The organism is Pseudoalteromonas sp. BSi20439 (assembly GCF_000241165.1).
GTDB lineage: Bacteria > Pseudomonadota > Gammaproteobacteria > Enterobacterales > Alteromonadaceae > Pseudoalteromonas.
On the sequence record NZ_BADW01000219.1, the window covers coordinates 36,306 to 55,537 of the forward strand.

At 39.4% G+C, this 19,232-nt stretch carries 23 protein-coding genes; 15 read left to right on the plus strand and 8 right to left on the minus strand.

Features of this window, described 5'->3' with window-relative positions; translation table 11 throughout:
* Window positions 1-7: 7 nt before the first annotated feature.
* Together astB and P20439_RS16950 are read right to left on the minus strand one after the other, a co-directional pair.
* Window positions 8-1,354: an N-succinylarginine dihydrolase gene (astB, locus tag P20439_RS16945; protein WP_008468657.1), complete on the minus strand. Its 1,347-nt coding sequence runs from the start codon at window positions 1,352-1,354 to the stop codon at window positions 8-10.
* 349 nt (window positions 1,355-1,703) lie between these two features.
* Window positions 1,704-2,192, minus strand: coding sequence for a MarR family winged helix-turn-helix transcriptional regulator (locus P20439_RS16950; protein ID WP_008468659.1), 489 nt, complete (start codon window positions 2,190-2,192; stop codon window positions 1,704-1,706).
* A gap of 129 nt (window positions 2,193-2,321) precedes the next feature.
* Here P20439_RS16950 and P20439_RS16955 point away from each other — a divergent pair, with 129 nt between their 5' ends.
* The 5 genes from P20439_RS16955 (at window position 2,322) to P20439_RS16975 (ending at window position 7,792) form a co-directional block, all read left to right on the plus strand.
* Window positions 2,322-2,750, plus strand: coding sequence for an organic hydroperoxide resistance protein (locus tag P20439_RS16955; RefSeq protein WP_008468661.1), 429 nt, complete (start codon window positions 2,322-2,324; stop codon window positions 2,748-2,750).
* A gap of 185 nt (window positions 2,751-2,935) precedes the next feature.
* Entirely contained in the window at window positions 2,936-3,289 is a 354-nt protein-coding gene (locus tag P20439_RS16960; RefSeq protein WP_008108943.1) for a metalloregulator ArsR/SmtB family transcription factor, read from the plus strand.
* A 22-nt stretch (window positions 3,290-3,311) separates the two neighbouring features.
* Window positions 3,312-4,325 carry an ArsJ-associated glyceraldehyde-3-phosphate dehydrogenase gene (locus P20439_RS16965; protein WP_008108940.1) on the plus strand — a complete coding sequence of 338 codons (1,014 nt, stop codon included), beginning with the start codon at window positions 3,312-3,314 and terminating at the stop codon, window positions 4,323-4,325.
* 15 nt (window positions 4,326-4,340) lie between these two features.
* Window positions 4,341-5,561 carry an organoarsenical effux MFS transporter ArsJ gene (arsJ, locus tag P20439_RS16970; protein ID WP_008108938.1) on the plus strand — a complete coding sequence of 407 codons (1,221 nt, stop codon included), beginning with the start codon at window positions 4,341-4,343 and terminating at the stop codon, window positions 5,559-5,561.
* Window positions 5,562-5,674: 113 nt separating this feature from the next.
* Entirely contained in the window at window positions 5,675-7,792 is a 2,118-nt protein-coding gene (locus P20439_RS16975; RefSeq protein ID WP_008468663.1) for a methyl-accepting chemotaxis protein, read from the plus strand.
* Window positions 7,793-7,868: 76 nt separating this feature from the next.
* Here the strand turns inward: P20439_RS16975 and P20439_RS16980 are convergent, their stop codons facing one another.
* Window positions 7,869-8,456: a TetR/AcrR family transcriptional regulator gene (locus P20439_RS16980; protein WP_008468665.1), complete on the minus strand. Its 588-nt coding sequence runs from the start codon at window positions 8,454-8,456 to the stop codon at window positions 7,869-7,871.
* A 112-nt stretch (window positions 8,457-8,568) separates the two neighbouring features.
* Between P20439_RS16980 and P20439_RS16985 the strand changes: the two genes are divergently transcribed.
* Complete coding sequence (locus P20439_RS16985) at window positions 8,569-9,111, plus strand: carboxymuconolactone decarboxylase family protein (RefSeq protein WP_008468667.1); 543 nt, start codon at window positions 8,569-8,571, stop codon at window positions 9,109-9,111.
* A gap of 60 nt (window positions 9,112-9,171) precedes the next feature.
* On the opposite strand, the gene P20439_RS16990 is transcribed toward P20439_RS16985, so the two are convergent.
* Complete coding sequence (locus tag P20439_RS16990; RefSeq protein ID WP_036934595.1) at window positions 9,172-9,702, minus strand: hypothetical protein; 531 nt, start codon at window positions 9,700-9,702, stop codon at window positions 9,172-9,174.
* A 51-nt stretch (window positions 9,703-9,753) separates the two neighbouring features.
* Between P20439_RS16990 and P20439_RS16995 the strand changes: the two genes are divergently transcribed.
* Window positions 9,754-10,107 (plus strand): DUF1294 domain-containing protein, encoded by a 354-nt coding sequence (locus tag P20439_RS16995; protein WP_008108927.1) that lies wholly within the window; start codon window positions 9,754-9,756, stop codon window positions 10,105-10,107.
* A gap of 154 nt (window positions 10,108-10,261) precedes the next feature.
* Window positions 10,262-10,762, plus strand: a complete 501-nt coding sequence (locus tag P20439_RS17000) for a DUF6795 domain-containing protein (protein ID WP_008468669.1) — start codon at window positions 10,262-10,264, stop codon at window positions 10,760-10,762.
* On the opposite strand, the gene soxR is transcribed toward P20439_RS17000, so the two are convergent.
* Window positions 10,763-11,221 (minus strand): redox-sensitive transcriptional activator SoxR, encoded by a 459-nt coding sequence (gene soxR / locus P20439_RS17005; RefSeq protein WP_008468671.1) that lies wholly within the window; start codon window positions 11,219-11,221, stop codon window positions 10,763-10,765.
* Window positions 11,222-11,319: 98 nt separating this feature from the next.
* Between soxR and P20439_RS17010 the strand changes: the two genes are divergently transcribed.
* From P20439_RS17010 to P20439_RS17020, 3 genes are read left to right on the plus strand one after another with little or no spacing between them, the layout of a single operon-like run.
* Window positions 11,320-11,784 (plus strand): flavodoxin family protein, encoded by a 465-nt coding sequence (locus P20439_RS17010; RefSeq protein WP_008468673.1) that lies wholly within the window; start codon window positions 11,320-11,322, stop codon window positions 11,782-11,784.
* Between the two features lie 47 nt (window positions 11,785-11,831).
* The gene (locus P20439_RS17015) at window positions 11,832-12,356 is read left to right on the plus strand and encodes a DsrE family protein (protein ID WP_008468674.1); all 525 of its coding nucleotides are present in this window, start codon (window positions 11,832-11,834) and stop codon (window positions 12,354-12,356) included.
* Window positions 12,356-12,973, plus strand: a complete 618-nt coding sequence (locus P20439_RS17020) for an SGNH/GDSL hydrolase family protein (RefSeq protein ID WP_008468675.1) — start codon at window positions 12,356-12,358, stop codon at window positions 12,971-12,973. The genes P20439_RS17015 and P20439_RS17020 overlap by 1 nt, the downstream gene beginning before the upstream one ends.
* A gap of 16 nt (window positions 12,974-12,989) precedes the next feature.
* Here P20439_RS17020 and P20439_RS17025 read toward each other — a convergent pair whose 3' ends face one another.
* The gene (locus P20439_RS17025) at window positions 12,990-13,472 is read right to left on the minus strand and encodes a putative 4-hydroxy-4-methyl-2-oxoglutarate aldolase (protein ID WP_008468676.1); all 483 of its coding nucleotides are present in this window, start codon (window positions 13,470-13,472) and stop codon (window positions 12,990-12,992) included.
* A 352-nt stretch (window positions 13,473-13,824) separates the two neighbouring features.
* Between P20439_RS17025 and P20439_RS17030 the strand changes: the two genes are divergently transcribed.
* Window positions 13,825-15,288, plus strand: a complete 1,464-nt coding sequence (locus P20439_RS17030) for a carbon starvation protein A (protein ID WP_008468677.1) — start codon at window positions 13,825-13,827, stop codon at window positions 15,286-15,288.
* 63 nt (window positions 15,289-15,351) lie between these two features.
* Here the strand turns inward: P20439_RS17030 and P20439_RS17035 are convergent, their stop codons facing one another.
* On the minus strand, window positions 15,352-15,870 hold the full coding sequence (locus P20439_RS17035; protein ID WP_008108918.1) for a TetR/AcrR family transcriptional regulator: 519 nt from the start codon (window positions 15,868-15,870) through the stop codon (window positions 15,352-15,354).
* 439 nt (window positions 15,871-16,309) lie between these two features.
* Between P20439_RS17035 and P20439_RS17040 the strand changes: the two genes are divergently transcribed.
* The 3 genes from P20439_RS17040 to P20439_RS17050 all read left to right on the plus strand — a co-directional run bounded on the left by P20439_RS17040 (window position 16,310) and on the right by P20439_RS17050 (window position 18,143).
* Entirely contained in the window at window positions 16,310-16,936 is a 627-nt protein-coding gene (locus P20439_RS17040; protein WP_008108917.1) for a glutathione S-transferase family protein, read from the plus strand.
* A gap of 16 nt (window positions 16,937-16,952) precedes the next feature.
* The gene (locus P20439_RS17045; protein WP_008468678.1) at window positions 16,953-17,648 is read left to right on the plus strand and encodes a cupin domain-containing protein; all 696 of its coding nucleotides are present in this window, start codon (window positions 16,953-16,955) and stop codon (window positions 17,646-17,648) included.
* Between the two features lie 105 nt (window positions 17,649-17,753).
* On the plus strand, window positions 17,754-18,143 hold the full coding sequence (locus P20439_RS17050) for an STAS/SEC14 domain-containing protein (protein ID WP_008468679.1): 390 nt from the start codon (window positions 17,754-17,756) through the stop codon (window positions 18,141-18,143).
* A gap of 48 nt (window positions 18,144-18,191) precedes the next feature.
* On the opposite strand, the gene P20439_RS17055 is transcribed toward P20439_RS17050, so the two are convergent.
* On the minus strand, window positions 18,192-19,142 hold the full coding sequence (locus P20439_RS17055; protein WP_008468680.1) for a carbohydrate kinase: 951 nt from the start codon (window positions 19,140-19,142) through the stop codon (window positions 18,192-18,194).
* Window positions 19,143-19,232 lie beyond the last annotated feature (90 nt).

A 19,232-nucleotide genomic window follows, 5' to 3' on the forward strand; every position in this document is an offset into this window, starting at 1 on the left:
ATAAAGCTTAGGCTTCTAATTGGAAGGGATAAACTGACCCCAAGCTCAGTAATTGTGTTAACTCATCAAGGGCTTGGTAGCTTTCGGTTAGTAAAGCAGGGTCTGCAAAGTCGTTGGCACCAAGCTTATCTCGGTAATGGCGAGTAGCCCAATCACATAATTGGCTATATTTTTCGTCATTTAAAATAACATCAGGATTTACCGCTGCTAATTCTTGGCTATTAAGCGCCACACGTAAACGCAAACAAGCAGGTCCGCCGCCATTTTGCATACTTTGGCGCAAATCAAAAAATTGCACTTGATTTATTGGGTTATCAGCAATAATTAGCTCTTCAATATACGCTTTTACAGCAGGATTACGCTGGCATTCTTGTGGGGCAACGAGCAACATTGCATCGTCACTAAGGCTAACCAGTTGGCTATTAAATAAATAACTACTAACAGCATCTTGAATACTCACTTTGCTGGTTGGCACTTCAATAATATAAAGCTGTTTGTTACCTACATAAGCTTCGCGGATATCTTCTAATGCTTGCGTTTGATTTAAAAACGCCTGCTGATGGCATAATAAAACATTGGCGTTACCCACCGCGATTACATCATTATGGAACACTCCTTGGTCAATTACATCAGGGTTTTGTTGTAATAGTATTTGGCTGGTATCTTTTATATTGTGCAATCGACAAATGGCTTCAGACGCTTCCAAAGTTTGCCTTGCAGGGAACTTAACGGGTTTAACAAGCTGACTGTTAAAAGCACTTGCACCAAATACAAATAATTCTAAGCCGGTTTCACCATGGCTGTCGCACAGCCGAGTATGGTTTGCTGCGCCTTCATCACCAAAAAAACCTTGCTCAGGCAAATGTGAATGGTGTGCAAAGTATTGTTCGTTATTAAACATCGCTTTGAGCAAACGTGTAGTGGTGTTTGGCTCTAAAGAGCGATGAAATTTATTATTTAGATTAGCCGCAGTGAAGTGTACCTTGCCGTCGTTAGTATCAGGTGAAGGCGATACGGTGGCTGCATTAGCGGTCCACATGGCAGAGGCAGAGTAACAGGCGCGCAATAAAATAGGATCAGCTTTAAAAGCTTTATTAATGACTTGCGCATCGTTGCCAGTAAATCCTAAACGGCGAAGTACATTTAAATCAGGGCGAGCATGAGGCGCAAATACCCCTTGGGTTAAGCCTTTATCGTGCATGGCTTTCATTTTAGCCAGGCCCTGCAATACAGCTTCTTGCGGATTTGAAAAGCTCGCCGCGTTATTTAACGAGGCAACATTGCCATACGACAAACCTGCGTAGTTGTGAGTAGGGCCGACTAAGCCGTCAAAATTAACTTCTAAAGCATGCATACACGTTCCACTATCCGGTTAAATAGTCTTTTACAATACAACGCTATGACTCAGCTTGCAAAGTCTGTTCAAAAATAGTTCAACGAGAGTACATTCGCTCTTTTTCGCTGGTGGTATGCGTATTTGTTGGCTCGTTTACTTGCCAAACGCTAATATCCAAACGCCACAAAAAATACAAAGTATTATAAAAATTAAACATAGCTTGTTCCTTGGTGTTGCTAACGTCAATAAGAGAGTAGGAAGAAGTATGCCAATTGTTATTTGAATATTTTATGAATAATAATCAATAAGTTAATTTTTTATAACTAAACTATAAAAAAGCTTAAGCACCACATTGGATAAATTTACGCTAGGTTTGCACTAACTTGGGACTGTCTTTAGCATCGACACTTTCATCTTCAGTCTGGGTGCTTAAGTCGCTAACGATTAAATCGAGTAACTGCATTAATTGCTGTGCTTGGTTAGTGTCGATACTGTCAAATTTACAGAAAATTGTTTTTGGAATATCAGCAGCTTTAAGTTTTAAAGATTGACCCGTGTGAGTCAATTGCACCAAACGCTTACGCTTATCGTGTTCGTCCTTTATAACGTTAAGTAGTGACTTGCTGGTCATCTTTTTTAATATTTGAGTAAGCGCGCCACCATCAATTGCGGTTTTATCGATTAGTTCGGCGATGGTTACTTCATCTTGTTCCCACAGCGCCATCATAACAACATACTGAGGATAGGTAAGGTTAAGCTCAGCTAGAGGTTCTCGATAGGCACGGGCTATGCTGTTGGACGCCATGTATAAACGATGGCATAGCTGATTTTTTAATTTTAACTGTTCAAACGACATCGTTTTATCCTCATTTCAATACAGAGTATTTTAGTTTGCATGCAAAGTATTTGCAATCAGAATTTAGTTGCTCTATTATTTTGCATACAAAGTAACTAGTGTGAAAATTTTAAATCTTAGGAGTTCACTATGAATGTATTACAAAATGTAGCTTATACAGCAAAAGCAACGGCAACAGGCGGACGTGAAGGGGTAGCTAAATCAGATGATGGTCGTTTAGATGTTAACTTATCAACGCCTAAAGGGTTAGGTGGTGATGATGGTCAAGGCACTAATCCAGAGCAATTATTTGCAGCAGGTTATGCCGCCTGTTTTATTGGTGCACTTAAATTTGTAGCCGGTAGCGAAAAAGTTGCTTTACCAAGCGATACTTACATTAACTCTGAAGTGTCTATTGGTGCTATTGAAGGCGGTTTTGGTATTGCTGTAAAGCTTGCTGTATCACTAGGTGATATGGACACAGCCGCGGCGCAAGAGCTTGTAAATAAAGCACATCAAGTATGCCCATACTCAAACGCAACACGTGGTAATATTGAGGTAGAACTTTCAGTTATTTAATTTACCTCTTTATATTGTTTATAAAAACACGCCATGAGTGATCATCGCGTGTTTTTTATTCGCTACTATATTTATAAATGAATTGAAAATAGATAAATCTAGTTACATTCGAAATTTCATATATTCACTATTCCATATGTTTGTTTTTTGTTTTATTGTATGTGCATAAACCAAACGAGGACGCTATGGAACAACTCAACCCACTACAGTTTTATAAATGCTTAGCTGACGATACGCGCTTAAAAGCCATGCTGCTAATTAGCCATGAGCAAGAATTATGTGTATGCGAGCTTGTGGCAGCCCTTGAGCTTAGCCAGCCTAAAGTATCTCGTCACTTAGCCCAGCTTAGGCAATGTGGCTTATTGAGCGATCGTAAGCAAAATCAATGGGTGTATTACAGTATTAATAAAGCCCTACCAGAGTGGGCTGAAAATGTACTAGCACAAACCCGTAGCGCTAATATTGAATTTTATAACGATGATTTAAATCGACTCAATGCAATGGGTAACCGCCCTGAGCGTGCAGCAAACTGCTGTTAATTAACTTTTAAAGGTATTTATTATGACAATTAAAGTAGGGATTAATGGTTTTGGCCGTATGGGGCGCTTAACATTGCGTGCAGCACTTGATTGGCCAGAAATTGAATTTATTAAAATTAATGATGTTGCTGGCGATGCTAAAACGCATGCACATTTACTCGAATTTGATTCAGTACATGGGCGTTTGGCACACAATGTAATAGCATCAGCGCACAGCTTTAGTGTAGGAAAACACACTATTGCTGTAACTAACAATAAAAACATTGATGATACTGATTGGTCTGATTGCGATGTAGTCATTGAAGCCAGCGGTGTGATGAAAACCACCGAATTATTAAATCACTACCTAGCTCAAGGTGTAAAACGTGTGGTAGTGACTGCACCGGTGAAAGAAGACGGTATTTTAAATGTAGTGATGGGCGTAAATGATGATTTATATAATCCTGATGAGCATAAAATTGTTACAGCGGCATCATGTACAACAAACTGTATAGCGCCAATTGTTAAAGTACTACAAGAAAAAGTGGGTATTAAACACGGCTCTATGACTACTATTCACGATATAACTAACACCCAAACTATTATTGATGCCCCACATAAAGACTTACGTCGAGCTCGCTCATGTGGTACCAGTTTAATTCCCACCACAACAGGCAGTGCTACGGCTATTACGCATATTTTCCCTGAGCTTAAAGGAAAACTTAATGGCCATGCTGTTCGTGTACCACTTACTAATGCATCAATTACCGACTGTGTATTTGAGCTTGAGCACGGTGTTACGCAAGATGAAGTAAATGAGTGGTTTTATCAGGCTGCAGAGGGCACATTAAAAGGGATTTTAGGTTATGAAGAGAAGCCACTTGTGTCTATTGATTATAAAACCGATCCGCGTAGTTGTACTATCGACGCGCTTTCTACCATGGTGATTAATAATACCCAGCTTAAATTATATGCTTGGTACGATAATGAGTGGGGATATGCAAACCGTACCGCCGAACTTATGCTAAAAGTAGCAAAAAGTGATGTAGTTAATTAGCCCAAGGTATTAACCATGTTTGCTCAACTTAGTGATTTACCTCAAGCGATAAAACAATATTTAATTATTACCGGTAATTATTGGGCGTTTACTTTAACCGATGGGGCGCTGCGAATGCTGGTGGTGCTGTATTTCCATCAGCTAGGATATGATGCACTTGCCATCGCTATGCTGTTTTTGTTTTATGAAGTGTTTGGGGTGATCACTAACTTAGTAGGGGGGTGGCTTGGCGCGCATTTAGGCCTAAATAAAACCATGAATATTGGCTTAGGCATACAGCTTGTTGCTTTAGCTATGTTATGTGTACCTAGTGATTGGCTGGGCGTTTTTTACGTTATGGCTGCACAAGCACTCAGTGGTATTGCCAAAGATTTGAATAAAATGAGTGCTAAAAGCGCAATTAAGTATTTAGTGTCTGATGACGAAACAGGGCAAAGTAAATTATATAAATGGATTGCGCTACTAACTGGTTCAAAGAATGCACTCAAAGGCATAGGCTTTTTTTTAGGAGGGTTACTATTAACTTTAGTGGGTTTTAAAGGCGCATTACTTGCACTGATTGCTCTGTTAGGTATTGCTTGGCTGGTTAGCCTAATTTACTTAAAAGGTGATATGGGTAAAGCCAAAAATAAGCCTAAATTTAAGGAGCTATTTTCAAAATCCAGAGCAATTAATTTACTCAGTGCTGCGCGATTATGTTTATTTGCGGCACGTGATGTATGGTTTGTAGTTGCGCTGCCTGTTTATTTGGCCGCCCAGTTTAACTGGGATCATTGGTGGGTAAGTGGTTTTATGGCACTGTGGGTTATTGCCTATGGAGCTGTGCAGTCACAAGCCCCTAAAATAACCGGTAATTCGGCTAATAAAATCGATGTGCTTAATAAGGCATACTACTGGGCCATTGCTTTAACGGGGGTTACTTTTATATTAGCAGTGCTCATGCAGTTTAATATTGCTATTCATATCAGTTTGATCACCGGTTTGTTAATTTTTGGTGCTGCTTTTGCGGTTAACTCCTCTTTGCATAGTTACCTGATAGTCAGCCTTGCTAAAAGCGATGCAGTATCATTAGATGTGGGTTTTTATTATATGGCTAATGCAACCGGTCGACTGGTTGGGACAGTATTCTCGGGATTAATGTATAAACTATATGGGCTACAGGCTTGCTTGTGGGTAAGTGTTAGCTTGCTTCTGATTGTTGTGCTAGTGACCAAGCGACTAAATAAGCAAAGTTAAACGATGGTTAGTTGTGAAATTTAAGTTAATTAGATTATTTCAAAATAATTAATAATATGTTGTTTAATTTGGTCTAAACTAAAAAATAAATAAGTAAAGCAAGGTAGTTATAAATGCGGGAAATAGCGTTAGCAAAAAAGTTATTGTGGATAAGCGTCGGAAGTATACTTTTAACGGTAATACTATTTTCAGGCATACTTTGGTCTAAACTATCGTCGAGTAATGCCAACACCTCTGCTGAGGCTGAAACCTTAATTGTAAATGAGGTCGATGGGCGGCTAACAGCAAACGCAGCAGCTTATGGTGAAAAAATTGCTGCCTTTATTAACGAAGCCTACCGAGTGCCTTTCTCTTTGGGTAGTATTTTAGAGGATGCTGAGAAAACATCACTAGACCGAGAGTCGGTTGTTTTACTAAATCGTTCAATATTAGAAAGTAATGACGTTATTTCTTCTATATATTCGCAGTTTGAAAAAAATGGCTTTGACGGTAAAGATAGCGAATTTACCCAAGGTTATGACCACTCTGTTGCCGGTGCCGGTTCATTAGAAATATATTTTACCAAAAACAGCAACGGTATGGTTGAACAACAGGTTGTGGAAGACGCAGCAGAAAAATACGCTGATACAGTAAATGAATTTGGTTTACGTGAAGCCGAATGGTATTTGTGTGCGAAAGATAAATTAAAACCGTGCATTATGGAACCCTACCTTTATGAGATAACACCGGGTTATTCAGAAATGATGACTTCACTCGTTGTACCCATTGTTAAGTCGGGAAAGTTTGTTGGCGTAACAGGGGCCGATATTACCTTACCTGTATTTCAAAAATTAACAGAAGAGCTTTCAAAAGCGCTTTATGATGGCAAAGCAAAGGTAACGTTACTCAGCCATTTGGGCTTAATTGTTGGCACGAGCCATTATAAAGAAAAATTAGGCCGCCCGCTAAAAGAAGCTGTTAGTGATAAAAGTTATGAGAGTTACAAAGCACTAAAAGGCACTCAGGGAATAGACAAGCAAGGCGCAGAGATAATGGTGTCTTACCCGATTGAAATTAAGCTTGCTGATGTGAAATGGATGTTGCTAATTGAAGTACCCGCTGAACTTGCTTTTGAGGGGCCTATTCAATTAACTGCGGGCATGTCTGAGGCAGCAAAAGAACTCGGCGTGATTATTTTGATCACGGGTGCAGTGATTGCTGTATTAGCATTTGTAGTAATGAAGCTTGTTGTAGGTAGTGTTGTTGCGCCGCTTAAAAAAATTCAGGAGCGGGTTGACAATTTAGCAAGCTCGGAAGGTGATTTAACACAAACTCTGCATGTTGATACTCACGCTGAGCTTATAGCTCTGGCTGGAGGATTTAATAAGTTTTTATCAAAACTTCGTGAATTGATCAGTGAGCTGAAAGCGGTCTCAGATCAAACCAAGCACCAAGGTGAAGTTACCTCTAATATTGCGATAGAAACCAAGCATAATGTGCAAGCACAGTTTAAAGAAATTGAAAGTGTAGTTACTGCAATGAACGAAATGAGCGCGACAGCACTTGAAGTGGCAAAAGCTTCAGAGCAGTCGGCGCAACAAGCTGATGAAATTAACACCTTAGTGGTTAGTAGCGAATCGAGCTTATCATCGGCTATGACGCAAGTTAAAACCATGTCTGAAGAAATTAAAGAAGCTAATCAGGCGGTTGAAAAAGTAGCATCACGTAGTAATGATATTACCCAGATACTTGATGTGATCCGAACTATCTCTGAGCAAACTAACTTACTAGCACTAAACGCAGCTATTGAGGCTGCACGAGCTGGGGATCACGGACGTGGTTTTGCCGTTGTTGCTGATGAGGTTAGAGCTTTAGCATCTAAAACGCGTTCATCTACCGATGACATTAGCAGTTTAATCGATAGCTTACTTTCAGAAGTGGGTAATGCATCAACTGTTATTGAAAAAGGCGTAGTACGTGCCGAAACTGCAGTAGATGAAACCTCAACAGCTTTTGATGCACTGCACAGTGTGGTTGTGAAAGTAGATGAAATAACCAATCAAATTACCCATATTGCAACGGCTGCTGAAGAGCAAAGCTTAGTCACCGAAGAAATAAATCGTAACTTGACGATAATTTCGGATGCGGCTTCTCAGCTTTCTGATTTATCTGCTCAAGCAGGTGATAGCAGTGAAGAGTTGAACAAACTGGTTGCACAGCAAGATTCTGAGCTTAATAAATTAAAAACTTAAATGTCGAATTTTGGTTTTAGATAAAAAAGGCAGCTAACTTCGATTAGCTGCCTTTTTATTTGTCATTAGTTTTCAGCTAAAGACTTTTCATCAGTGAAAACATATTTTCGATCATTGGTTTGGCTAATTTCTCTACATTTGGTCGATTAAAATAACTACGTAATCCAGTCAATTGTACTTGGAAAAAGCGAGCATACTCTACGGGTGAAATATTCCCACTTAACTCTTTATCAGCTACAGCGAGTGTAAATAGTTCAGTAAGGTAATGTTCAAAGTTTATCATCAGCTCTGCACTGATTTGGTAAAGGTAACTGTCTTTCTCAATAAATTCATTATTGGCCTTTACTAACATGCAGATAGCACTTGGAGTATGACCTTTTGAGGAAATAACAACATACTCTACAAAGTCTTGAAGTGCCCCAAGAATACTGCTGCACGATGCTAAACGTTCATCTATTAGGCTTTGCATCTGCTTGGCATAATTTTTTATCGCTTCACAATATAAACCTTCCTTTGAGCTAAATGCCGCATAAATGCTGCCTGGGCGCATATTAATTGCATCTTGCAAATCGCGAGTGGATGTAGCATGAAAGCCCTTCTCCCAGAATAATTGACTAGCGGCACGAACAACTTGCTCGCGTTCAAATTTTACTTTATTGGCCATAATTGTTTCTATTAAATTGAGCGACTGTTCAATTTTAAATTGAGCAGTCGCTCAAAATCAAATAGTATGTGTTTCGAAGTTAGTTAATTACATTAATTTATTGGAGCAGAACATGGCAGAATTTACGTTATATACTCAAGACAACGCACCTGAAGAATCAAAATCGCTTATGGCTGATTCAGTAGCTGCATTTGGTATGGTGCCAAACCTTCATGCAGTAATGGCAGAAGCACCTACGCTACTTAAAGGCTACCAAGTACTGCACGACTTATTTCAAAAAACATCGTTTAACGCAGAAGAGCTAACAGTGGTATGGCAGTCAATTAATGTTGAGCACGAATGCCATTACTGTGTACCAGCACACAGCGCAATTGCCGCTTCAATGAAAGTTGATCAAGGTATTGTTGATGCACTCGCTAATGAAACACCACTTGCAGATGCAAAACTTGAAACGCTGCGTGAAACTACGCTTGCAATGACACGCAATCGCGGCGTAATTAGCAATGAGCAAATTGAGAAATTTTTTGCAGTAGGTTACGGTAAACAGCAACTGCTAGAAATAATTGTTGGTTTATCGCAAAAAGTAATGAGCAATTACACCAATCACTTAGCTGATACACCAGTTGACGAACCATTTAAAAAATTCGCAAAATAATAGCGGTTATTATAAATAACAAAGGCAGCCTAGGCTGCCTTTTGAGTTTTAAGTCCAAAGTTATTTAAATTTAACGGTTTTTGTACTGCGAGTGTAAATACGCTGTTCCGGTTTAGTCCATTCCCCTTTTTTTAAATAAGAGGTAGAAACAACAAACTGTTGATCTTTAAATTCACTGGTTGATTTAACTTTAGTGATCCCTTCTTTGCTACCAGTAACATCTTCATAGGCAACAAACTGAGTCGGGCTGAGTACCTTTATTGTTCCTTTGGTGTAAAAGCCTGCGGTAGTAAAGTAATAAAACACCAAAGACTGCTTTTTAATATCGTAAAAAATCATTGATTCCCCTCCATACTCACCCTCATTGATAGAGTGTGTAGTACGAATGGCTTTACCATTGAGTACGCGCTGCCATTTACTCACATCTTGAATGCTTGGCTTACCTTTTTCGGTATTAAAATCAGCTTGCCACGTACCTAAGTAAGGCGCGAATATCTCAAGTTCTGGCGCTAGTGAGTCTGTTTTGTTGTTTGCTTGAATACTAAATATAGATAGTGATAACAGCAGCATCACAGCCTTTAAATATGTCATAATTTAACCCGAGTGTTTATTTTTATTATTCTTATTATAGGCGATTATTTTTTGATAAAAAGTACCTTAATTATATTTTCGAGCGTGTTTATAGTCGCATTATGGCTTGCTTACTTAAATCATAAAATTGAGATGTTTATACCAATATATATTTCATTTCTCAGTGGTATCACATTTTTATACTACGCGTGGGATAAACGAAAAGCAGTGCAGTCAAACCGTAAACAAGTACATCGTATACCCGAACGGCATTTACATCTATTGGCTCTATTTGGAGGATGGCCTGGAGCACTTATCGCTCAGCAAACCTTACGACATAAGTCACAAAAACGTGTATTTATATTGGTATTGTGGCTGTGTATTGCCATTAATGTATCTGTATTAGGCAGCATTAATAGGCTATAGGAGAACTACTATGAAAAGACATAGCCATTAACTGAGGTCTCTTTCAAAGCTCTCTTGATATTTTTTGCTAATGTATTTAAATTTTTGCTACACGGCTTCGAATACCTTATGAATAATAACTGTATTTTAGGGCTTAAACCAAGGAGGGACCTTGATGTCAGTAGTCAAAGCTATTTTATTAGTAATTTTATTTAGTATTACTACAACACAGGTTTGTGCAAATATGTTTGGTTTTTTAAATAAACAGAATTTTGTTTTATCGCCTCCGATAAAGGGGCAGTTACTCGATAAAGGGCAGCCGGTTGCAAATACTAAAGTGGTACGTTTACTCACTTATGGCGATGAATATAAAGATGAAACAATAACTGATGGCAATGGCTTTTTTAATTTCAAAGCAAAAACCATTAGAACAAGTAAACCGTCTAACATGTTTGATAACGAATCATTGCATCAGCATATCTATTTAGAAAATGGCACGCCTGATGGGGTCGTTTTATGGTATTTAATTGTGTCGATTCATGGCGATAGTGAAACGCTAAAAAGGCTACTTTCAGATCTACAATGTGATATTGGCAAAGAGCTAAAAACATATGACATACCTATACAAGAAGCGCCAGAGCATTTTTTTACGATATATGGTGCATGTGAAATTTAACTAATCTCGCTCTAACAAAATGGCACCACTTTGGGTTTCACCTAAGTGGTCGTCTTTGTTGTAAATAGGGCACTTACTCATTGATAAACACCCACAGCCAATACAGCCATCTACCCGTTCGCGTAAACGTTGCATATAAGCAATGCGCTCATCAAGCTGTGCTTGCCATTGTTTTGAAAGTGCAGACCAGTCTTTTTGTGTTGGTGTACGCTGCTCTGGTAACGTTGCCAGAGTTTGTTTAATTTCTTCAAGCGTGATCCCCATCGCTTGTGCTGCTTTTATAACTGCGACTCGCCTTAGTACATCTGGTTTAAAGCGCCGTTGATTGCCACTGTTTCGCCAACTGCGTATTAGTCCTTTATTTTCGTAAAAGTGCAGTGTAGATACCTTAACGCCACTTCGTTTAGCGACAAACCCAACTGTTAAGTTGGCTTCAGTGAGCTTTTTTTGTACCGCCATCACTTTAATTCCTTTTAAAAATTTCATTATTGCTTATTGACCTAAACTTAACTTGAGGTTTTAAGCTTTGCTCCATCATAAGAAAAGGAGCTAGCCCAATGCAAGAAAAATCAGCACACAATATCGCAATCATATATTCAAGTGGACGTAAAAATGGCAACACTACCGCGCAAGTTAATGCCTATAGTAAGCAACAAAGCGGCATTATTTTTTGCTTAGATGATTATGTTATTTCACCTTATCGCTACGATAAGCAGTATCACAATGATGATTTTTATAATTTGTTTGAAGTGTTACTTCGCTACGAACATTGGGTGTTCGCATCGCCTGTGTACTGGTATAACACCACGCCACAAATGAAAGCATTTATAGATAGGATCACAGATTACATGGATGATGAGGCGTTAAAACCGAAGCTTAGAACTTTACGTCAAAAACAGTTTTCACTGTTGTCTAATGCCGCATCTCCCTCTGCGCCAGACGCATTTATCGATATGTTTAAACATACCTTTAATTATTTAGGAATGACTTTTAAAGCACATTCACATGTTCAGGCTAGTTAATCACGTTAAATAGCGTTAGGCTAAACAAAAAGTAAAAAGGAGGATGTATGAAAACGTTACTTATTGGCTCAAGCTTACTTTTAGCTAGCTTTAGCACTCTTGCTGCAGATCCTGCGCCTGTTATTAAAGACTATGGCTATTTTTATAATGTGCCCGAGCATGTGTCTGATTTAAGCCAAACGCAGTTTAAGATAGCTTTTGACGTAGGTGAAGGCGCTGAAAAAGGCGCGCAAAATAATCATATTAATTCGTTAGCGCGCTTTATCAATATGCATGTGGCTCATGGCGTTAAGCCGGAAAGTATTCAGCTGGCGCTAGTGGTACATGGTGGAGCCAGTGTTGATGTACTTCAAAACAGCGTGTATAAAGCACGATTTGATGTTGATAACAAAACCGAATCTTTAATTAAACAGCTGCTAGCTAATAACACGCAGGTATATGTGTGCGGGCAGTCGGCAATGCATATGAAGGTAGCATCAAAGCAGCTTATCCCTGGAGTGAAAATGGCGCTTTCAGCGATGACCGCTCACGCCCAGTTACAGCAGCAAGGCTATACATTGAATCCGTTTTAATGAATATTCTGTGTTTTGGTGATTCCAATACCTTTGGTATTTCTCCTGTTGATGGGAAAAGGCTTGCTGAGTGTGAGCGATGGCCAGGTATGCTGGCAGAGCTATTGGGTTCTTCAGATCACCTTGTGATTGAAGCGGGGCAACCGAATAGAACCCTAGTCAACGATCCGCCTTTTGATGGTGATAAGTCAGGGATTAAATATTTAAAACCTTATCTTGAAGTGCACACCGTTGACGTTGTTATTATTCAGCTTGGCACCAATGATTTAAAAGCGCGCTTTGATTTAACACCAGAGCAAATTTCGCAGGGCTTAACTCAGTTACTAATTGATATTAAGGATTTTTATCAATCAGTGAATCCTGCTCCCAAAATTATTATTTTAAGTCCCGCTAGAGTCTATGAAGTTGGTAATTACAAAAACATATATTCAGGTGCCGCTAAAAAGTTAAAATACTTAGGCGCACTATTTTCTGACGTTGTAAGCAAATTTGATTGCAAACTAGTCGATTGCTACCCAAGAATAAGTCCGTGTGTTAAGGAAGGAATTCACTTTGATGCAATTGCCCATAAACGGCTCACAAATCAGATCTTCAATATAATAAAACAGCTAAAATAAATATTGTTTTCAGAAATTACAGCAGCTTGTTAGCGCTAATTATTAAGCCGTTTACATCAGCATATACCCAATCACCGGTATTAATTGTGGTGTTTAACATATTAACCGGGTGATCTTTAGCACCTAAACCGCGCTTAGTGGTGCAGCGTGGTGTTGCGCCTAGCGCCATTACAGGTAAATCAAGTGTGGCAAGAATTTCAATATCGCGACAGCAGCCATTAATAATTATGCCCTGCCAGCCATTTTTTAATGCGCGCTCTGCAATCATATCGCCAATAAAAGCAAAACGCTTACTGGCAAAACCATCAACAACTAACACTTTGCCGTCACCATTTTCATGCAATATTTTACCAGCAAACGAGTTATCGTCAGGGCAGGTGACGGTCACTACTTGACCATAAAAGTGAGTTTTATTACCAAAGTGTTGCAAGCCACTATCAGCAACTTGCACATTATCGCGATGTTCATCGTATAAATCGGGCGTAGTAAACGGTGTCATTGAGGGCATCCTTGTTTTTTGGCAAAGCCATGTACGGCAAAAGCAGTAAATTTAAAGTAGTAATAATGTTTATCGTAGGCTAATTAACAACTCAGGTGTAGCTAATGTTGTAGATTAGCGTATAGATTTTAGTCGCAATATAAGCATTTTTAGTGTTTTTTAATCCTGTTTTTATGAGTAACGAATGCTGTTACCTAGTTTTACCTTTTCGAATGAATTTGATTTGGCGAGCGCATTAGCCAAACGTCTCATTGTTGGCTACTTTTTCATATGCTACGTTCAATTGTTATTTTAAAAAGTGGGGCGGCAAAATAGCGCTCTATAAACACATACAAAAAGAGAAGCGTGCTTTATGATCATCTTTTTTATCTGCCTGACTATTTTAATATTAGGCTATAAGTTTTATAGCCCGTTTGTTGCAAAACAAGCGGGTTTAGATTCAACCGTAGACACACCGCAAAAGCGCTTTAGCGAAGGTGTTGACTACGTTGCTATTCACCCTGTTCGTGCATTTTTAATTCAGTTTTTGAATATTGCAGGAGTAGGCCCCATATTTGGCCCTATTTTGGGCGCATTGTATGGCCCCGTAGCATTAGTGTGGATTGTACTGGGTAACGTTTTAGGCGGTGCAGTACATGACTTCTTTTCTGGCGTTATGAGCATTAAAGAAGATGGTAAAAGTTTACCTGAAATTGCAGGCCATTATTACAACGTTGTATTTAAAGGCTTTATGCTTATATTTACCGCTATGTTGTTATTTTTTGTTGGCGTAGTATTTATTATGAGCCCTGCAGGCTTATTGAGTAACTTAGATGCATTTGAAGGCACCATTTTTGCTAGCAATACATTTTGGGTTTTGGCTATTTTAGCGTATTACTTTTTAGCCACGTTGTTACCAATCGATAAAATCATCACTAAGTTTTACCCTATTTTTGGTTTGTTAATGATTGTAATGACAGTAGCTATTGCGGTATCACTGTTAATTAATGCACCTCATTTACCTGTGGCTGGCGACTTTTTAGCATACTTTGAGGCCGATCATGCTCACGACTTTTTAGCACCCAATCCTGATGGACTGCCCACTTGGCCGTTGCTATTTATAACCATTACCTGTGGTGCTATTAGTGGTTTTCACTCTACGCAGGCACCTATTATTGCCCGTTGTTTAACTAATGAAAAATATGTACGCCCAGTTTATTACGGCGCGATGATGTGTGAAGGTATTGTAGGTTGTGTTTGGGCACTTGCTGGTATTGCAGCCTTCCCAGAAGGGTACGCGGGTTTAAAATCGATGCTTGATTTAGGCGGTCCTGGCTTAGTGGTTAACCATATCGCAAATAGCTACTTAGGTGTATTTGGCGGTATCATGGCTATTATTGCTGTTGCTGTTTTCCCTATCACGTCAGGTGATACGGCGTTCCGCTCTCTGCGCTTAACGGTGGTTGATGCGTTTAGTATTCCGCAAAGTTTACGCAATCGTTTGTTGTTAGCACTGCCAATTTTAACCATTGCTTATTTTATGACTAAGCTCGACTTCTCTGTTATTTGGCGTTATTTTGCGTTTTCAAATATGCTGCTTTCTACCAGTGTGTTGTGGCTTGCAACCAAGTACCTATTTGACCGTGGTACATTCCACTGGATCACGAGTATACCCGCCGTGATCGCAACCGCAGTGACCTTATCTTACATTATGACTGCGGCAATTGGGTTAAACTTATCAAGTGATTTAGGTAAGCCAATTGGAGTAGTAGTGGCGGTTATAGGCTTTATTGTATTAGCCTTTGTGCATTCAAAACATAAAGTGCGTCCAGCTTAAAACCACATAGCTACTAATGTAAAAAGCGAGCTTTATTTAAGCTCGCTTTTTTTATATAAGCATTTAAAAAGTGGCTTGTTCGAAGTAGCTAATATCATCTAGGGTTTTACTAATAATCATCGCACCCTCTAATAAGCTCACTGTTTGTATTGCCGCGCGAGCAGGGTTTTCTTCACCATTCGCAGCGTGTGCTTGGGTTAACCACGCTAGATTTTTATTAAAAAACCGCTGAACTTCAACCCGCACTTTATCAGGGAGACTGTCGCTTTCTGCGCCGAGCAAGCCACATAAGCACATTTTTTTGTCTATCACGAGTGCATTTCTAAATAACTGAGTATAAATATCAATAGGATTTTTACCATTGGCTTTTAGGGCGTCAGGATCGCCAAGTACCAACATAAAAGCGTTGGTGTATTGATGCGCAAGCTCTGCACCTAAATCAGCTTTGGTTGGAAAGTGATAATGTACACTGGCACTTTTTATACCTATTTCAGTAGCAAGTTCTCTAAAGCTAAAGTTGCTATATCCACCCAGTCGCACTTTATTTTCTGCGGCTTGTAGGAGGGCTGCTTTTTTACTCATTTTGATATTTCCTTGCTGTTATCTGAAAAAATTATCAACCAGTAGGTAGTTATTTTCAAGCTCTTTTATTTTTAGTTTGCAAACACTAAGCGCTTGCTATAAATTACCTATCAGTAGGTAGGCTTGATTTGCTAATATTAATTAGGGTCTGTTGACCTTTCAAGGTTAAATTTGCAGCAGTCTGTTTGGCATTTAGGCAAGGCAGCGCCTATGTGGTGTGGTTGTTCCCCATAAATAGGCGATAACGCAGCATCAATACCAAACAGGCGCTGCCCGAAGGGTTCTGCCTAAGGGCGATTTACTCTTTGTTACTCGGTTTTTACTTAGCCCACTAGGTTACAAATCTCGCGCCGCGATTAAACCGCCCTTAGTTTGAACAAATTATAATCCGCAAAGGTCAACAGACCCTAGGTTGTTGTTAAAAATATAAGAGATAATTATGAAAATTTATGACGTAGAAAATTTCCCTAACCCATTACGGGTTCGTATTGCACTTGCTGAAAAAAATGCGACTGATAAAGTAGAGTTTGTTGCTGTTGATTTATTAAATGGGGAGCACCGCAGTGAGGCTTTCTTGGCAAAGAATCCGTTGGCAGGTGTACCTGTACTAGAGCTTGATGATGGTACTTTTATTGCCGAGTGCACTGCAATTACACAATACATTGATACCGCTTTTGCAGGCCCTTCATTAACTGGTGTTGAGGCAAAAGAACGCGCGGTAATTAATATGATGCAAAAACGTGCTGAGTCGATGGTACTTGATGCAATTGCCACTTACTTTCATCATGCTACTGATGGATTAGGACCTGAACTTGAAACCTATCAAAATGTTGCATGGGGTGAAAAGCAAGCTGAAAAAGCACAGCAAGGCTTGGTTTATTTTAATAGCGTATTAGCAAACTCAACTTATGTGGCAGGTGAACAATTTAGTGTTGCAGATATTACCTTATACGCAGGACTTGTGTTTGCAGGCTTTGCACAAATTGCTATTCCTACTGAACTCACGCACTTAATTGCATGGCAACAAAAGGTCGCTCAGCGTCCAAGTATTGCTGCTAAAAATTAATAATTTGGAGCCAACTATGAAAATTGCTGCCGACTTTAGTCAACGTGTCGTAGTACATAGCGAGTCACTTGAATGGATAGCTTCGCCCATGCCAGGTGTTGATAGACGTCCACTTGACAGAGTGGGCGACGAAGTTGCTCGTGCCACTAGTATTGTACGCTATGCGCCAAACAGCCACTTTAGCCCACATACTCATACTGGGGGCGAGGAGTTTTTAGTACTCGATGGGGTATTTCAAGATGAGCATGGCGATTTCCCAGAAGGTGCCTATATTCGTAATCCTCCGCAATCAAAACATACTCCAGGCTCAAAAGACGGTTGCATTATATTTGTAAAACTGTGGCAGTTTCAGCCAGAAGATCGCCAGCACGTGTGTATTCACACACAGCATATGCAAGGGCAGAAAAATCCCGAATTTAATGACCTAAATGCCATTTTGTTATATCAAGATGCATATGAAACAGTGAGTATTGTGCAGTTTAATGCTAATCAATCTTTAACGCTCACGGTAAGTGGTGGCGCTGAGTTGTTGGTTTTGGATGGCACTTTACAAGAGCATAACGACACACTTGAAAAACACAGTTGGCTTAGAGTGCCTGTTAATAGTCAAATTAACGCCACAGCGGGTAACAATGGCGCAAGAGTATGGATAAAGACCGGCTATTTAAATGATGTAGAAAACCAAGTTAATCGATTAAAGAAACATAATTAGCTCAAAGGATAAGTCAGCATTAACTGGCTGTTTTTTGATCTGCTTCAAGTAAAAGCTTTTAACTATTGCCTATAATTTAAGCTCTTTTCATTAAAGGGTTGAGTTATGGTTAATTTAACACATGGTTTGTCGATTGGTATTGAGCGCTCAGGCAGTGAGTTTTTCTTAACACTTAAGGCAATTGGTACCTTAACTCACAAAGACTATGAAGTGATCACCCCGATGATCGATTCAGCGTTAGGCGAAGTTAAACATCCTATTGTTAATGTATTAATAGATGGCACCGAGTTAGATGGTTGGGAGCTTAGAGCTGCATGGGATGATTTAAAACTTGGCTTAAAGCACAACAAAGAGTTTAAAAAAATAGCGATTTACGGCAATAAAGAGTGGCAATCAACCATAGCTAAGTTAGGCAGTTGGTTTATGTCGGGTGAAATACAATACTTTGAAAATGCCACTACCGCTCTAGAGTGGTTAAAAACCAATAATGTATGACGCTTAATAAAAAAGGCCAACAGTGGCCTTTTTTGTAAGTATCTTGGTTTATTGCGAAAGTGTTTGCTGCGTGGGAAGCGCAGGAAAAGCGCCTTTAGCTAAGCAAGCTTTTGAGCCACAGCGAAGACCAAAGTGAAGCGCTTTTTTTACTATTGACTCATCATTTAGCTTATCAGTAAGTGGCACTGCATTATCGCTGTGGTTTAAGTAGTACAGTACGCCAGCAATAAAAGCATCACCGGCGCTGGTGGTATCTACAGCGGTAATTGTTGGAGCTGCTTCACTGAGGGTAAAAGCGTTATGGTAAACAGTCGCTGGTGCCGGACCATCGGTTAAAAACACCAGCGTGACGCCTAATTCAAGCAGTGATTGTAAGTAGGCTTCAACTGATTGTTGGCGTTGCGTTGCTAAAAAATTTAACTCATCACTTGAGAGCTTAACAATATCGCAATACGCGTAGCATGCATGCACGTTTTGCTCAATGTCATTGCTATTTTGCCATAAACTGTAGCGTAAATTTACATCAAAGCTAACGATTTTTTGGTTGTTTTTAGCCTGCTTTAAAGCACACACAGTAGTTTTTGCTATAGCTGTATTGGTTAAGGTGTTTGAACAAAAGTGTAGGGTACTCAATTTATCCCAATTAATAAGCTTTAAATGCTCATTCGTTAACAGTAAATCGGCTGTTTGATGACGATAAAAGTTAAAGCTGCGTTCGCCGCTTTCATCTAGGCTGACAATAACCATAGCTGTTTGCGCGCCTTCTATGGTAAATAAATACTCAGTATCTACGTTATATTGCTCAAGCGCATTAGTTAATTGTTTAGCAAAATAGTCATCTCCCATACCGCCACAAAACGCAGCTTTGCCGCCGAGCTTTGCGTAACCTACTGCCACATTAGCTGGAGCACCTCCTGGAATGGGCAAATAAGCACTGTTTTGAGAGTCTTGAGGCAGCATATCAATAAGCAGTTCACCAAGGCTAAGTAATTTGGTCATAGTGTAAATCCTAAAAAACCTAGCATGGCTAGGTCAAAATTCAAGGGAGAATTATTAAAACTAGTGTAACAATCGCTGAACAAACATAGC

Excerpts from the sequence above, each read along its gene's own strand:
- arsJ (WP_008108938.1), top strand. The coding sequence starts at position 4,341 with ATGTTTGCTCAACTTAGTGATTTACCTCAAGCGATAAAACAATATTTA.
- P20439_RS16950 (WP_008468659.1), bottom strand. The coding sequence starts at position 2,192 with ATGTCGTTTGAACAGTTAAAATTAAAAAATCAGCTATGCCATCGTTTA.
- P20439_RS17035 (WP_008108918.1), bottom strand. The coding sequence starts at position 15,870 with ATGAGTAAAAAAGCAGCCCTCCTACAAGCCGCAGAAAATAAAGTGCGA.
- P20439_RS16955 (WP_008468661.1), top strand. The coding sequence starts at position 2,322 with ATGAATGTATTACAAAATGTAGCTTATACAGCAAAAGCAACGGCAACA.
- P20439_RS17025 (WP_008468676.1), bottom strand. The coding sequence starts at position 13,472 with ATGACACCGTTTACTACGCCCGATTTATACGATGAACATCGCGATAAT.
- P20439_RS17015 (WP_008468674.1), top strand. The coding sequence starts at position 11,832 with ATGAAAACGTTACTTATTGGCTCAAGCTTACTTTTAGCTAGCTTTAGC.
- P20439_RS17055 (WP_008468680.1), bottom strand. The coding sequence starts at position 19,142 with ATGACCAAATTACTTAGCCTTGGTGAACTGCTTATTGATATGCTGCCT.
- astB (WP_008468657.1), bottom strand. The coding sequence starts at position 1,354 with ATGCATGCTTTAGAAGTTAATTTTGACGGCTTAGTCGGCCCTACTCAC.
- P20439_RS16985 (WP_008468667.1), top strand. The coding sequence starts at position 8,569 with ATGGCAGAATTTACGTTATATACTCAAGACAACGCACCTGAAGAATCA.
- P20439_RS17040 (WP_008108917.1), top strand. The coding sequence starts at position 16,310 with ATGAAAATTTATGACGTAGAAAATTTCCCTAACCCATTACGGGTTCGT.
- P20439_RS17010 (WP_008468673.1), top strand. The coding sequence starts at position 11,320 with ATGCAAGAAAAATCAGCACACAATATCGCAATCATATATTCAAGTGGA.
- P20439_RS16965 (WP_008108940.1), top strand. The coding sequence starts at position 3,312 with ATGACAATTAAAGTAGGGATTAATGGTTTTGGCCGTATGGGGCGCTTA.
- P20439_RS16990 (WP_036934595.1), bottom strand. The coding sequence starts at position 9,702 with ATGACATATTTAAAGGCTGTGATGCTGCTGTTATCACTATCTATATTT.
- P20439_RS17020 (WP_008468675.1), top strand. The coding sequence starts at position 12,356 with ATGAATATTCTGTGTTTTGGTGATTCCAATACCTTTGGTATTTCTCCT.
- P20439_RS16960 (WP_008108943.1), top strand. The coding sequence starts at position 2,936 with ATGGAACAACTCAACCCACTACAGTTTTATAAATGCTTAGCTGACGAT.
- P20439_RS16975 (WP_008468663.1), top strand. The coding sequence starts at position 5,675 with ATGCGGGAAATAGCGTTAGCAAAAAAGTTATTGTGGATAAGCGTCGGA.
- P20439_RS16980 (WP_008468665.1), bottom strand. The coding sequence starts at position 8,456 with ATGGCCAATAAAGTAAAATTTGAACGCGAGCAAGTTGTTCGTGCCGCT.
- P20439_RS17000 (WP_008468669.1), top strand. The coding sequence starts at position 10,262 with ATGTCAGTAGTCAAAGCTATTTTATTAGTAATTTTATTTAGTATTACT.
- P20439_RS17050 (WP_008468679.1), top strand. The coding sequence starts at position 17,754 with ATGGTTAATTTAACACATGGTTTGTCGATTGGTATTGAGCGCTCAGGC.
- P20439_RS17045 (WP_008468678.1), top strand. The coding sequence starts at position 16,953 with ATGAAAATTGCTGCCGACTTTAGTCAACGTGTCGTAGTACATAGCGAG.
- soxR (WP_008468671.1), bottom strand. The coding sequence starts at position 11,221 with ATGGCGGTACAAAAAAAGCTCACTGAAGCCAACTTAACAGTTGGGTTT.
- P20439_RS17030 (WP_008468677.1), top strand. The coding sequence starts at position 13,825 with ATGATCATCTTTTTTATCTGCCTGACTATTTTAATATTAGGCTATAAG.